The sequence below is a fragment of the Streptomyces sp. NBC_00631 genome, assembly GCF_045206895.1.
Classification (GTDB): domain Bacteria; phylum Actinomycetota; class Actinomycetes; order Streptomycetales; family Streptomycetaceae; genus Streptomyces.
In genome coordinates this window covers 6,411,424-6,425,497 of sequence record NZ_CP107734.1, presented here as the reverse complement: position 1 = coordinate 6,425,497, position 14,074 = coordinate 6,411,424, and the positions used below count along the sequence as shown (strand labels likewise).

At 71.6% G+C, this 14,074-nt stretch carries 13 protein-coding genes; 11 read left to right on the top strand and 2 right to left on the bottom strand.

Features of this window, described 5'->3' with window-relative positions; all coding sequences use genetic code 11:
• The first annotated feature begins 9 nt into the window (after positions 1–9).
• The 4 genes from OHB00_RS29465 to OHB00_RS29450 all read left to right on the top strand — a co-directional run bounded on the left by OHB00_RS29465 (position 10) and on the right by OHB00_RS29450 (position 3,450).
• Positions 10–1,092: a plastocyanin/azurin family copper-binding protein gene (locus OHB00_RS29465; protein WP_406439115.1), complete on the top strand. Its 1,083-nt coding sequence runs from the start codon at positions 10–12 to the stop codon at positions 1,090–1,092.
• Between the two features lie 104 nt (positions 1,093–1,196).
• On the top strand, positions 1,197–1,721 hold the full coding sequence (locus tag OHB00_RS29460) for a hypothetical protein (RefSeq protein WP_406439113.1): 525 nt from the start codon (positions 1,197–1,199) through the stop codon (positions 1,719–1,721).
• A complete protein-coding gene (locus OHB00_RS29455) occupies positions 1,709–2,443 on the top strand; it encodes a plastocyanin/azurin family copper-binding protein (RefSeq protein WP_406439111.1) in 735 nt (244 codons plus the stop codon). Before OHB00_RS29460 ends, OHB00_RS29455 begins: the two co-directional genes overlap by 13 nt.
• A 284-nt stretch (positions 2,444–2,727) precedes the next feature.
• Positions 2,728–3,450 (top strand): dienelactone hydrolase family protein, encoded by a 723-nt coding sequence (locus OHB00_RS29450; protein WP_406439109.1) that lies wholly within the window; start codon positions 2,728–2,730, stop codon positions 3,448–3,450.
• Positions 3,451–3,465: 15 nt separating this feature from the next.
• Here OHB00_RS29450 and OHB00_RS29445 read toward each other — a convergent pair whose 3' ends face one another.
• The gene (locus tag OHB00_RS29445; RefSeq protein WP_406439107.1) at positions 3,466–3,588 is read right to left on the bottom strand and encodes a hypothetical protein; all 123 of its coding nucleotides are present in this window, start codon (positions 3,586–3,588) and stop codon (positions 3,466–3,468) included.
• A 270-nt stretch (positions 3,589–3,858) separates the two neighbouring features.
• Between OHB00_RS29445 and OHB00_RS29440 the strand changes: the two genes are divergently transcribed.
• Positions 3,859–4,281: a molybdopterin-binding protein gene (locus OHB00_RS29440; protein WP_406439105.1), complete on the top strand. Its 423-nt coding sequence runs from the start codon at positions 3,859–3,861 to the stop codon at positions 4,279–4,281.
• A gap of 27 nt (positions 4,282–4,308) precedes the next feature.
• On the opposite strand, the gene OHB00_RS29435 is transcribed toward OHB00_RS29440, so the two are convergent.
• Positions 4,309–5,346, bottom strand: coding sequence for a cytochrome c oxidase assembly protein (locus OHB00_RS29435; protein ID WP_406439103.1), 1,038 nt, complete (start codon positions 5,344–5,346; stop codon positions 4,309–4,311).
• 149 nt (positions 5,347–5,495) lie between these two features.
• Between OHB00_RS29435 and OHB00_RS29430 the strand changes: the two genes are divergently transcribed.
• From OHB00_RS29430 to OHB00_RS29405, 6 genes are all read left to right on the top strand, one after another.
• Entirely contained in the window at positions 5,496–6,053 is a 558-nt protein-coding gene (locus OHB00_RS29430; RefSeq protein WP_406439101.1) for a hypothetical protein, read from the top strand.
• A gap of 171 nt (positions 6,054–6,224) precedes the next feature.
• Entirely contained in the window at positions 6,225–6,887 is a 663-nt protein-coding gene (locus OHB00_RS29425) for a hypothetical protein (RefSeq protein WP_406439099.1), read from the top strand.
• 367 nt (positions 6,888–7,254) lie between these two features.
• Positions 7,255–8,229 carry a phosphate ABC transporter permease subunit PstC gene (pstC, locus tag OHB00_RS29420; RefSeq protein ID WP_406439097.1) on the top strand — a complete coding sequence of 325 codons (975 nt, stop codon included), beginning with the start codon at positions 7,255–7,257 and terminating at the stop codon, positions 8,227–8,229.
• 2 nt (positions 8,230–8,231) lie between these two features.
• Positions 8,232–9,743 (top strand): phosphate ABC transporter permease PstA, encoded by a 1,512-nt coding sequence (pstA, locus tag OHB00_RS29415; protein ID WP_406446035.1) that lies wholly within the window; start codon positions 8,232–8,234, stop codon positions 9,741–9,743.
• The gene (pstS, locus tag OHB00_RS29410) at positions 9,743–11,458 is read left to right on the top strand and encodes a phosphate ABC transporter substrate-binding protein PstS (RefSeq protein WP_406439095.1); all 1,716 of its coding nucleotides are present in this window, start codon (positions 9,743–9,745) and stop codon (positions 11,456–11,458) included. Before pstA ends, pstS begins: the two co-directional genes overlap by 1 nt.
• A complete protein-coding gene (locus OHB00_RS29405; protein WP_406439093.1) occupies positions 11,458–14,064 on the top strand; it encodes a hypothetical protein in 2,607 nt (868 codons plus the stop codon). The genes pstS and OHB00_RS29405 overlap by 1 nt, the downstream gene beginning before the upstream one ends.
• Positions 14,065–14,074: the final 10 nt, after the last annotated feature.

Genomic DNA, 14,074 nt, shown 5'->3' with positions numbered 1-14,074 from the left:
CGCACCACCATGGGCACTGACACCACTGACAGCACTGACAGCACCACCACTGCTCCCCCGCCGCGTCACCGGCGCTCCCGGGTCGGCAGCCGGGTACTGCTGGCCACCGGCGTGGGCGCGGGCGTAGCCGCGGTCGCCTGCCTCGGCCTGCTACAGGCATCCGCCAGGGCCGCGGCTCCGCAGACCGCCGCGCCCGCGGCCGAGGCACACTCGATGGCGATGGACCAGTCCACCACGGCCAAGACCACGGCGGCCAAGGCCGCGGACTACACCATCAAGATCACGGGCTACAAGTTCGCCCAGCCGTCCCTGACCGTCAAGGTCGGCCAGACCGTGGAGTGGATCAACGAGGACTCCGTTCCGCACACGGTCACCACCACCAGTGGCCCGGCGAAGTTCGACTCCGGCACGCTGAACAAGGGCGACAGCTGGTCGTACACCTTCACCAAGGCGGGCACCTACGAGTACTACTGCGCCGTCCACCCCGACATGACCGCCTCCATCACCGTGGTCGCCGACAACGGGGGCAGCACGGGGGGCTCCACCGGAGGTTCGACCGGCGGCTCCACGGGCGGCTCCACGGGCGGCTCCACCGGGGGCTCGACCGGCGGTTCCACAGGGGGCAGTACGGGCGGCTCGACCTCCGGCGGTTCCAGCAGCGGTTCCAGCGGCGGAAGCAGCAGCTCGGGCGGCTCCAGCGGCGGGAGCAGCGGCGGAAGCGGTGACGGCGGCTCCGAGCAGTGCGTCAGCATCCAGCAGGTCCTGCTGCCGATCCTCCAGCACATCGACAAAGCACACCTGGAGGAGTCGCCGGGCCAGCAGGTCCAGGACGCACTCCAGCTCGACAGCTACCTCAAGATGCACACCGTGTGGGTCGAATCCATCCTCACTCCGGCCGTCAACGGAGTGGGTTCCGTCGGCGACGACACCCTCACCGTGCTCCTGCAGCACATCAACTCCGCCCATCTGGAGGAGTCGCTGGGCCAGCAGGTCACGGACCTCCTCAACCCGGACGCCTACGTGAAGATGCACACCGTGTGGGCCGAGCACCTGCTCGCCCCGACCGAGGACTACGTCACCAACTCCTGCTGACCCCGGTCGGCAGGGCGTGGCGGGCCGGCCGAGTCGCAGTCGGCCGGCCCGCCACCCCTCCATTGTCCTTCCCGTCGCTCCGCCCGCCCACCGAGGTGCCCGAGATGACCACCAAAGCCCTGCCCGCCGCCGCTCTGCCCCCGCCCCCGCCACCGGCCGGCCCCGACTGGTTGCCGCGCCCCGGCGCCTACACCGCCGCACCCGACCGCTGCATCGTCGAACTGACCGGCAGGATCGGCCCGCTGGTCACCCTGCGCCGCCGGCTCGTCGCCGCGGACGCCTCCCTCACCGTCACGCCGGAGCCCGAACACTGCGCGCTGAGCCTGGAGCTGACCGGGCGCCCGCTGCACGGAGCGCGGTTCACCTTCGTCAGCACGGCCATCGCGTCGGAGGACCACGGTTCCCGGCTGACAGCGGCCGGCGATCTCGCCCTGCGCGACGGGCCGCCCACCCCGGCCGTGCTGGCCCTGCGCGTCGTCGAGCGCACGGACGACGAGCTCCTCGTCCTCGGCGTCCTCCGCCTGCCGTACCGTCCGCTGCACCGCGCGACCGGCCTGACCCTCCCCCGCACCCGCCCCGCAGACCGCGTCCGTCTGCTCGTCGCCGCGGAGTTCACATGCCCCGCCTGACCGCCTCGACCGCCCGGAACGCCCTGCGCGCCGTCCTGACCGGCCTGCTCCTCACGGCAGCGGGCGTCGTTCTGCCCGCCGCCACGGCGCAGGCGGCCACGACGCACCGGATCGTCATGTCCGGCTACGCCTTCAGCCCCCGCTCCCTCACCATCACCGCAGGGGACACCGTCACCTGGGTCAACCAGGACCAGGCCCCGCACGACGTGAAGACCGACTCCGGCCCCGCCTCGTTCCAGTCCTCGATGCTGAACAAGGGCGGCGTCTTCAGCCACACGTTCAGCACACCGGGGACGTACGACTACGAATGCACGGTGCACCCCGGCATGACCGCCGTGCTCGTCGTCAAGCCCGCGGCTGCCCCCGCCCCCGCCCCCAGGGTCCACCCCACCACCCATCAGCACACCGCCTCCGCCCCGGCCGCCGGGCGCACCGTGCCCCGGTCCACGGCCCCCGCCGCACCGGCCACTCACGCCGGCCACAGCGGCAAGGCCGCCGCGCCCGCCACGGACGACCGGTCCTCCCCCTCGTCCTCTCCCGCCACCGCCGCCACCGGAGCACCGACCACCGTGGACACACAGGCCACCGCCGCCACGGCCCGTCCCCTCAATCCGTTGCTCATCCTCACAGGCGTCGTCGCCGGGGTCGCGGTGCTGTGCCTGCTCCTGGTCGGCTCCCGCTCCGCCGCCCTACCCCGCCGCGACGAGTCGGACCTGAGCTGACACCGCCAGTGACAGCAAGTCGCTGCACGCGTGGCCGGGCTCCAGCCGTCGGTTGCATGAGGCGGGGCGTCAGCCGTGCTGCCTGGTGTGGCCGTGACCCGTGTCGCGGGGAAAAGCCGTTGGCGGTCCGCGGCGGCCACTGTTACTTTTCCGGTGGCCGTGCGGAGCATGAGGAGGTGGTACCCGTGAACGCAGTATCGACATGGGTGCTCCCCTCCGGGGTCGCGGTCGGGCGATAGGTCGTCCGGGAGCGCCGTTCACGCGCACTCCCGAAAGGCACGACCATGGACTTCACTTCCGAACAGCGTCTCGACGACGGCGTCCTCGAACGCGAGTTCACCCTCGGCGAGATCCCCGGCACCCTGTGGACGCCGGAATCCGCCGCCCCGGCCCCGCTGATCCTGATGGCACACAACAACGGCCTGCCCAGGAGGGAGGCCCGGCTGGTGGCCCGGGCTCGGAAAACCGCGGCGTACGGCTACGCGGTGGCCACCATCGACGCCGCCGGGTGCGGTGACCGGCCCCGTTCCGCCGCCGACGAGCAGGCCCGCGCCGACCTCCGCCGGGCGATGCGGGCCGGCGAGCCGGTCGACGAGATCTTCGAGTCGTTCATCGGCCCGCTGGTCGAGAACGCGGCCCCGGAGTGGCGGACCACCCTGGACGCCCTCCTTGCGCTGCCCGGGATCGGCGGCCCGGTCGGCTACTCCGGGTGGACCGCCCTCGGCGTCCGGCTGGCGATGCTCGAACCGCGCATCTCCGCCGCCGGCTTCTTCGCCGGGGGCTACGTGCCCCGCGCCCAGCGCGAGGAGGCCCGGCAGGTCACCGTTCCGCTGCTGCTCCTGCTGCAGTGGGACGACGAGGGCAATCCCCGGCAGCGGGCCCTGGACCTGTTCGACGCCTTCGGCAGCAAGGAGAAGACGCTGCACGCCAACCTGGGCGGGCACACCGGCACCCCGTGGTTCGAGCTGGACGACGGGAACCGGTTCTTCGGCCGGCACCTGAGGTGAGGCCGGGCGGACGGTTCAGCGAAGGCGGGCCACTCCCGCGTGGATACCTCTGCCCTCCGGGGCGCTGAGGGTGTGGACGAGGGCGCGCACGACGTCGTGGGCGCCCTCGTCGCCGCTGATGAAGTGCACCCGAGCCATGAGGGAGAGCGTGGCCGGGCCGTCGGAGGGTGAGGAGTTCCTCGTGGAAGCCGCCGAACCGCCGTTGCGGGCTGAGGAGATGGAACTCCAGGATCCAACCGACTCGTCCGCGTCGAACAGGACCTGGGCCCGCAGGCCCGCTACGCCGGTACCGAGGCACTGGGCCTGCGCCGCTGAGCCGATCCGGCGCCGAAGCCGCTAACTTGGAGAAACGGAGTCGTCGCAAACTCTGACAATCCATACCTTTCCCCTCCCCTGAGGCGGCCTTTCATGAGCCTGAGCATGCGCAACCAGATCCCCGGCACCGTCACCGCCGTCACCCCGGGCGAGGTGATGGCGACCGTGAAGGTCCGTCTCGAGGGCGGTCAGGAACTCACGGCCGCGATCACCCTGGAGGCGGTCCGGGAGCTGGGGCTCGCCGAGGGTTCGGCGGTTCGGGCGATGGTGAAGTCCACCGAGGTCGCGCTCGCCACCGGCCGCCTGCCGGGCGTGTCCATCCGCAACCAGCTGCCCGGCACGGTCAGCGACGTGGCCACCGGCGGGGCGATGGCCACGGTCAAGGTCGCCGTGGACGGGGGTCAGGACCTCACCGCGGCGATCACCAAGGACGCGGTCGGCGACCTCGGCCTGACGACCGGCGTGCCGGTCGTGGCGCTGATCAAGGCGACCGAGGTGTCCCTCGCCACCGCGTGACGTGGCAACCGTCGCCGAGGGCCCCGGTCACTTCTCGCCGTGCTGCCGGCGGATCCGCGCGGCCACCTCGTTCTCCTCCGTCTCCCACCAGGGGCGGACCCGCTCGGCGACGGGGGCGGGCGCGGACGCGGGGATGGGCGCGGACGCTGCGGCGGAGACCGGGGCGGACGCGGGTACCGGGGCGGAGGCGGGGGCGGCCTCGGAGGCCGCGGCGAGCTGCTCGTCCAGGTGGCGGTCGAGGGCCGCCGTCTGGACGCGTTCCGCGCGCGCCCACTGGAACAGGATCGCCAGCAGGAACGGCAGGGCGACCAGCTCGGCGATGCTCAGCATCGCGCCGCCGCCGATCTGCTGGTCCTGCTGGACGTCGGGGGCCCAGGACGGATGGTGGTGCAGGTACCACGCGCCGGCGATCAGCGTGCCGTGCGTCAGCACGACGACCCCGGGGACCGCGTCGATCACGCCGTCCAGGAAGACCAGGGCCGCCCGCACCGGATGGGTGCACCAGGCCGGCAGGGTCTCCTCACGGGTCAGGACCGGTACGACGAAGAGGCAGCCCGCCACCAGCAGGTGCAGGTACATCAGCTCGTGCAGCCAGCCCACCCGCAGGGCGGTGGCGAAGTACGGGGTGAAGTAGATCGTCAGCTCGGTGGCCAGCACCAGCGCCGTGCTGACCAGGGGGAAGGTCAGCAGGCGTACCAGGCGGCCGGTCATCGCGCGGCGCAGCCGAGCCGCCGCGGGCTCCGGCAGCGCCTCCGCCGCCAGCCGCAGCGGGTCGCCCAGGGCCAGGCCGAGCGGGACCACCAGGTCGAGCAGGATGTTCTGTACGGCCGCGGGCCAGAACAGCACGTGGTCGTAGACGGCCAGTCCCGACATCGTCGCGGCGACGAGCCCGCCCAGGCCCAGCACCGCGAAGACGGCGCTCCTGCCCGTCGACCAGGACCCGCCCCGGCCGCGCACGCGCCGCACGCCCCAGCCGTACAGCCCGCCCAGGGCCACGACCAGCAGCAACGCCGGCACGTCCAGCTGCCACGACGTCAACAGCCGGCCCACGGTCAGCTCGGCCATCCGGCTCGCCCTCCTTCGTCCACTCCGCGACGCTATACCCGGCCTGCCCCGCCCCCGCATCGGGGTTCCGTGCAGAATCGGCGGGATCACCGACCGGTGGTCGAACGATGATCGGCCGGACATCGGCACGGTTCTCAGGGTGGGGATACATGTTCGGAAAGCGACTGTTGGTGAGCGGAGCCATCGCGATTCTGATCGGCACGCTCGGTGCGTGCTCCGGGGGCGGCGACAGCGTCGACAACGGCGTCAGTCACGGACAGGACGACACCGGCACAGCGACAGCCAGGGAGACCGGCTCCGGTGGGGCCTCCTCCGCTCAGGACGACACCGTGCGCGGGCTGAAGGACACCGTCCGGCACGTCACGGCGAAGACCACCCGGGCCACCCGGCCCCGCCTGGTCCGGAGATGCTCCAGCACCACGCACCGGGTCCGGCACACCTCCAGCAGCGGTACCGGCAGCAGACGCAGGACCCGTACCTGGTACACGACCGAGCGGTACCGGTCCTGCACCAAGGTCCGCAGCGGCACCGAGATCTACCGGAAGACCGTCCGCACCGAGAAGTGGTGCGTGGAACTGGACGACGTGAACGGCGACGAGCGGCGGGACGACGTCTGGTACCAGGTCAGCAGCTCGGTCTACGGCGACGCCCGCACCGCGGACGACCATGCCCGGCTGGAGTTCGCCCCGGTCGCCGAGGGCTGCTGAGCCACTCGTCCCGCGTCACAGTTCTGTGCCGGGCCAAGGTGATCCTTGTTCGCTTTCGTTCGATCGTACTTAAAGTGATCAACGCGGCCTGCGGATCATGACCACCTCCGCCGCCGCATCGGGGAGACGGGAAACACGGGGGGCTTCGTCATCATGGGGGAACGATTCGCCATGCCTCGGCGCGTGCCGGCACGGCCGGTCGCCGCGCTGCTGGCCGCCGTCGGGGTCGTCGCCGGGGTGCTGGTCGGCAGGCCGGGGCTGGAGTCGGTGGCGGGGTGCGGGACCTCGGCGGACCTGTATCCGTCGCAGACCGCCAAGGACTGGGTGTCGTACGCGGACCACGTCGTCGTCGCCAGTCCGACCGGGGAGCGGGAGACGAACCGGCGGACCTACGCCAAGGGGGCCGTGGCGTACGCGACGGACCGGCTGGTGAGCTTCCGCACCGACAGCAGGCTGTGGTCGCGCACCTCGCCCCGGCACGCCCTGGGCTCCGCCTTCGACATGGTCGCCCCCGGCTGGGAGGTCTACCGGTCCAGCGGCACCCGGGTCGCCGAGACGGCCACCGACGCGCCCCGCCTCCAGGTCGGCCACACCTATCTGCTCGCCCTGCGCTGGCACGAGGGCGGCTGGGCGGTCCTCGGCGAGGGCGCGGCCGTGCCCTTCGACGACCACACCGGCGATCAGGGCGAGTGGTGCGGACGCGTGCTGAGCAAGGAGGACGTCGCGGAGGGCGAGCGGTTCTCCCGGCACGACGACCACAGCCTGGAGAAGGCGCTGCTGGGACAGGACGAGCAGGCCGCCAGGAGCGCCCTGGACCGCGCGGGCGGCGGCTGAACCCCGCCCCCACCCGTTGACATCCGGCCAGGTCCGGCCGGGTGGTTGCATGATCGTCCACGTCCCGTCCGGCCGCGCGCGAGCCGGCCGAACTCGCCCCGCCCGCCCGCCTCCTGAGCGCTGCGCGGTGCGTGGGACTCGCCCCGCCCGACCCTCCAGTACACAGGCACCCACATCTCCCCCACCGAAATGGCATGGGCTGTTCACACGTTCTCCACTTTCGACGCGTCGAGACGCAAGGAACCGGCCATTGACTCTGCGGCGCGGCACCCCGATTCGGAGCCGCTTGGGGAGAACTGTTTCCGTATAGGGGGGCACAGTGGTGTCCGCGCTAGAGGGTTCCGCCGGAGCGGAATCCGAAAGACCCGTGCCCAGGCGGCTGTCGGCCGCCCGAGGACTCGGGGACCGGGTCTTCCGGGTCCAGTTGACGGCCTCCGGGGTCATCGTCCTCGCCATCATGGCCGCCGTGGGGCTGTTCCTGCTGCTCCGGGCCGGGCAGGCCCTGCGGACCAGAGGAGTCTGGGGCTTCCTCAGCACCGCCGAATGGCAGCCGGACGTGCACCGCTTCGGCATCGCGGCCGTGCTCACCGGCACCCTGCTCATCGCCGCCGTGGCCGTCACGATCAGCGTGCCGCTGGCCCTCGGGACCGCGCTGTTCATCTCTGACATCGCCCCTCGCCCGCTGCGCCGCACCCTCGTCTCCATGGTCGACCTGATGGCCGCCGTGCCGTCCGTGGTCTACGGCCTGTGGGGCCTCTTCTTCCTCCAGCAGCACGTCATCGGGCTGTCCCGGTGGCTGTCGGACTGGTTCGGGTGGATCCCCTTCCTGCATGTCGACGGCACCCAGCCGGGCGAGCCGCTCGCCTCCCAGAGCGTCTACACCGCCTCCACCTTCGTCGCCGGCATCGTCGTGGCGCTGATGGTCGCGCCGATCCAGTGCTCGGTGATGCGCGAGGTGTTCGCGCAGGCGCCGGCCGGTGAACGGGAGGGCGCCTACGCGCTCGGCGCCACCCGCTGGGGCATGATCCGCGCGGTCGTGCTGCCGTACGGCATGGGCGGGATCATCGGCGGCACCATGCTGGGCCTGGGCCGCGCCCTCGGCGAGACCATCGCGGTCTACCTGATCATCTCCCCGGTCTTCACCATCCAGCCGCACATCCTGCAGACCGGCGCGAACTCCGTCTCCTCCCTCATCGCCCTGCACTACGGCGATGCCTCCACCTTCGGCATGTCGGCGCTGATGGCCGCGGGCCTGGCGCTGTTCCTGCTCACCCTGGCGGTCAACTTCACCGCCTCCTCGATCGTGGCGCGGTCACGGTCCGGCGCACAGAGCGAGGCGTGACGATGACCGTCGTGGACCTTGAGAAGGGCGCCCCGCAGGACGCCCCGGGGAAGGCCGCCGAGGGCACTCCCGCAGACACCGCCACTCGCACCGCCACTGACACCGTGCCCGCCGCGGTCCCCGACGTGCCGCGCCGGATCGGCGGGCTCACCCGCTCCGGTGTGCTGTCGGTGTTCGGCGCAGCCGCGTCCGGGTTGTGCGTCGCCGTCCTCCTCTTCGGCGAACTCGCCCCGTTCTCCGGCGCATTGGGATTCTTCGTCACCGCGTACCTCTCGTTCCTCGGCATCTACGCGGTGTTGACAGGGCTTGAGGAGGACGGGCAGGCGGTACGGGACCGGGTGATGACCGTCGTCCTGTGGTCGGCGGGCGGGCTGATGTTCGCCGCGCTCACCATGGTCGTGGGCTTCACCGCCTGGCGCGGCCGGGAGGCCCTGCCGCACGCCAACTTCTTCACCCAGGACATGCAGGCGGCGGGCCCGCTCGACCCGCTGACCCACGGCGGCATCGCGCACGCCATGCTCGGCACGCTCATCATGATCGCCATCGCGCTGGCGATCACGGTCCCGCTGGGCCTGGCCTGCGCGGTGTACCTGAACCAGATACCGGGCCGCTTCTCCCGGTTCGTCCGCACGATCGTCGAGGCGATGACCGCGCTGCCCTCCATCGTGGCCGGCCTGATGGTGTACGCCGTCTGGATCCTCAACCTCGGGATGCAGAAGTCGGGACTGGCGGCCGGCTTCGCGATCAGCGTGATGATGCTGCCGATCGTGATCCGCGCGGCGGACGTCGTGCTGCGCCTGGTCCCCGGCAACCTCACGGAGGCGTCCGAGGCGCTCGGCGCGCCGCGCTGGCGGACGGTCTGGCACGTGGTCCTGCCGACGGCCCGCTCGGGCCTCGCCACCGCCGTCATCCTCGGCACCGCCCGCGGCATCGGCGAGACCTCCCCGGTCCTGCTCACGGCGGGCTTCACGGCAGCGCTCAACGCCGACCCGACCAGCGGCCCGATGATCTCCCTCCCGCTGGCCGTCTTCAACTTCGTCAAGTCCCCCGAGCCCACGATGATCGCCCGCGGCTTCGGCGCGGCGGCGGTCCTGATGGCGCTGGTCCTGGTCCTCTTCGTGATCGCCCGCGTGATCGGCGGCCGCGGCCCGGGCCACCAGAACAAGCGCCAGGCGAGGCGGGCGGCGAGAGCGTCCCGTCGCGACGCGACGAGATTCACCGAACTCCACACATCGGGGCCGGAGTTGTTCGACACCGGTTCCTCGGAAGGCAGCGACGAGGCCGAGCGCCCCGAAAGGGGCGCGGGGAACTGCGCGACCAGCCACGAAGCCGAAAACGGCGAAGGCGCCCCCGAAGACAACGCACCCGCGCGCGAACCCGGCGAAGGCGCCCCGCAGGGGCCCCCAGCCGCCGACGGCGATTACGCCCCACAGGGGCCACCCGCACCCGACGACGAAATCCGCACGGGTGGTGCGGGTGGGAACACCGACCCCGCTACAGGAGACAGTCACTGATGTCCAGCCAAGTCATCAACGCCCTCCGACGGCTGGGCATCCTGGCCGCGCTCATAGGCATCCTCGGCACCATCGCCGGCACCCCGGCCGTGGCCGACAGCTACACCCCCATCGCCGGCGCCGGCTCCACCTGGGCCGAGAACGCCGTCGACCAGTGGCGGCGTGACGTCAACAAGAACGGCATGCGCATCAGCTACGCCGGTACCGGTTCGTCGGACGGCCGCCGCCAGTTCCTCTCCGGCACCGTCGACTTCGCCGTCTCCGACATCCCGTTCCAGACGAACCCCACCGACGGCAGCGCGGCCGAACGCCCCGCGAAGGGCTCGTACGCCTACATGCCGATCGTCGCCGGCGGCACGGTGTTCATGTACCACCTCACGGTCAACGGCAAGAAGGTCACCAACCTCCGTCTCTCCGGCGACGTGGTCACCAAGATCTTCACCGGGGTCATCAAGAGCTGGGACGACCCGGCGATCAAGGCCGACAACCCGGGGCTGCAGCTCCCCCACCGCACCGTCGTCCCCGTCGTCCGCTCCGACGGCTCCGGCTCCACCGCCCAGTTCACGATGTGGATGGCGAACCAGCACAAGGCCCTGTGGAACGCCTACTGCGCCAAGGTCGGCCGCTCGGGATCGTGCGGGCAGACGTCGTACTACCCCACCGTCTCCGGCATGATCGCCCAGTCCGGTGACCTCGGTGTCGCGGGCTACGTCGCCCAGAACTACGGCGAGGGCGCGATCGGGTACGTCAACTACTCGTACGCGCTCAACGCGCACTACCCGGTCGCCAAGGTCCTGAACCACGCGGGCTACTACACCGAGCCGACCCCGCAGAACGTGGCGGTCTCCCTTCTCAAGGCGAAGATCAACACCGACAAGAACTCGGCGGACTACCTCACCCAGCAGCTCGACGGCGTCTACAACGACTCCGACAGGCGCAACTACCCGCTGTCCAGCTACTCGTACATGATCCTGCCCCTGAAGGTGCAGGGCACCTTCACCGAGGCCAAGGGCAAGACGCTCGGCGCGTTCTCGTACTACTTCATGTGCCAGGGCCAGCAACAGGCGCCGAACCTCGGCTACTCGCCGCTCCCGATCAACCTCGTGCAGGCCGGTTTCGCCCAGATCCGCCGGATCCCGGGCGTGCAGACGCAGAACATCAACATCAGGAACTGCAACAACCCGACCTTCACGGCCAACGGCCAGAACAGGCTCGCGCAGACCGCGCCCTACCCGGCCGCCTGTGACAAGAAGGGTGCGGCGCCCTGCACCAGCGGCAGCGGCGGCGCCACCGGTTCCAGCAACGGCGGCGGCGGTTCCTCCGGCGGTTCGACCGGCTCCACCGGCACCGGCACCGCCGGCGGCTCCACCGGCGGCGGCTCCGGCTCGGCCGGCGGGAACAGCGCCCAGCCCTCCGTCGATCCCGACACCGGCCAGACCATCTCCCCCGGCGGCACCACGGGTACGGCCTCCGGCGGCACCGGCGCGGGCGCCGACGGCACGGTGGCCCTGGCCCAGCCCGTCGCCGTGGCCACCGCACACGGCTGGACCGGCACCCAGACGCTGATGCTGCTGGCCGCGGTCCTGGTCTTCGGCCTGCTCCTGCTGCCTTCGCTGGTCTCCCGCCTGGTCGGCAGCAGGGCGGGCGGCAACGGCGGCACCGGCACCGGCACCGGTGGTAACGGCACCAGCCGCTCCGACGACGGGACTTCGTGATGAGACGCACCCGGATACGCAACGCGCTGATACGCCTGCTGGCCGGCGCCACCGTAGGCGCCCTCGCCGGGCTCGCCGTCGCTCAGACCGCCCCGCCGGCCGCCGCGGCCACCGACTCCGCCGTGACCGTCTCCGGCCGCGGTGAGTTCAGGGACATGAAGTTCACGGTCTCGCAGACCAAGGACCTCACCAGCCAGGCCGTCACGGTCAGCTGGACCGGCGGTACCCCGACCACCTTCGCGGGCACGCAGTTCGACACCGACTTCGTGCAGATCATGCAGTGCTGGGGCGACGACGACGGCACGGTCCCGTCCGACCCGGGCCCGTCGCGCACCCAGTGCCAGTACGGCGCCTCCCCGACCACCAACCGCACCAGCTGGCCGGGCAACGGCCAGGACGACACCCGGCAGATCTTCTACAGCGCCGACCCGACCAACTACGGCCAGGACAACCGGTACGGCGCCGCCAACCCGAACGCCCCGGGCGAGGTCCCCTTCAAGTCGGTGGACGGCACCACGATCACCACCAACACCCAGAACAACGCGCTGTTCAACTACAACACCACCAACGAGATCGACTTCGCCCGCACCAGCACCAACGGCACCGGCAAGGAGTTCTTCGAGGTCCAGACCGCCAACGAGGCACCCCACCTCGGCTGCGGCGTCCCGGTCACCACCGACGGCGTGGCCAAGCCCCGCTCCTGCTGGCTGGTGATCGTCCCGCAGGGCCACCTCGACCTGGACGGCAAGCCGTACGCCGACCAGAGCCAGGTCAACGCGGGCTCGCCGGTCTCCTCCACCAACTGGAAGAACCGGATCGCGGTCAAGCTGGACTTCAACAGCGTCGGCAGCAACTGCGCCCTCGGCGCCGACGAACGCCCCACCACCGGCAGCGAGCTGGCGGCGGACGCGATGACCAGCTGGCAGGCCCAGCTCTGCTCGGTCGGCAAGGTCTACGGCTACACCGAGCTCGGTGAGCCCGACACCCGATCCCGGCTGATCTCCGACGCCTCCTCCACGGGCCTGGCCTTCACCACCCGGAAACTGGGCGCGGACGCCGGCACCACCGCACCGTCGGGGACGACGACCTACGCACCGGTCGCGCTCTCCGGAGCCGTCATCGGATTCACGATCGAGCGCAGACCCAAGTCCGGGGCGCCGGACGACATCAGGAAACTCGCCGGCACCAAGGTCGAATCCATCAAGCTCGACCAGCGCCTGGTCGCCAAGCTGCTCACCGAGTCGTACCGCAACTCCACCTGGGGTTCGGTCATCAACGGCACGGCGGCCAAGGGGTACGGCTGGACGAAGAACAACCCGGCCGGTATCGCCTCCGACCCCGAGTTCATCGCCCTGAACCCGGAGTTCCAGTACCTCTCCGTGGCCGAGACGCCGGCCACCGACACCGACCTGATCACCTCGCTCGGCCACTCCGACACCGCCCGCGCGATCTGGCAGTGGATTCTCGCCGACAAGGACGCCCGGCAGTTCCTCGCCGGTGTCCCCGACGACGACGGCATGCGGGTCAACCCGTACTACAGCACCAACGCCGACCTGAACCCGACCGGTATCGCCTTCGACCCGTCGAGCACCGACGACTACCCGAAGAGCGACCCGTGGTGCACGGTGCCGCCCGGCTCGGACGCGCCGTCCACGGCCACCCAGTGCATGACCGACTTCCACCCCTACGTGGACGACATGCACTCCGGCGCCCTGCACACCCGGCGCGCGGACACCTTGTGGAAGTCCAGCTGGGACGCGCTGTCCAGCCCGCAGGCGTACAAGAGCCCGGGCCCGCAGACGGTCGGCTCGCGCTTCATCATCACGATCACGGACACGGCCTCCGCGGCCCGGTACGGCCTGCAGACCGCCGAGCTGAAGAACACCGCCGGCACGTACGTGGCCCCGAGCGCGGCCGGCCTGACCGCGGCCGCCGCGACCGCCACCGGCTCCGGCGTCGCCGAGATCACCCCGGCCAACGCCACGGCGAAGGGCGCCTACCCGCTCGCCGAGCTGGTCTACGCGGCGGTCCGGCCCGGCAAGGTGAGCAAGGCGGCCCGCCAGGACTACGCGGCCCTGCTGCACTACGCCGCCGCGACCGGCCAGACCCCGGGCGCCGACCCGGGCAAGCTGCCCGACGGCTACGCCCCGCTCTCCTCGAAGCTGCGCGCCCAGACCGTCAAGGCGGCGAACGCACTGCTCGACTACACCGGACCGACCTCCACCGGCAGCGGCTCGGCCGACGGCGGCGGCACCGATACGGGCGGGGGCGGCGCCCCCAGCGACACCGGGGTCACCGGAGGCACTGCCGGCGGCGCCGGCACGGGTACGGCGGCCGATGGCGCCAGTGCCACGCCCAGCGCGAAGGCGTCGTTCGGCGGCGGTACGGCGCTGGAGACGACCGCGGCCGGCGACACCCCGGCAGACCCGGCCAACCCGCTGCGGTACGCCGTTCCGGCGGGGGCCGCGCTCGGGGCGGTCGCCGGGGTCGGGGCGCCCTTCGCGGGCGGGCGGCGGCTGTCGATGGCTTCCGTGACGACGGCGGTACGTCGGCTGCGGGCTCGTCGTGGCTGGTCGCGCCCACGCGGCGGAGCCGCAAATCGATAACGCCCCGCGC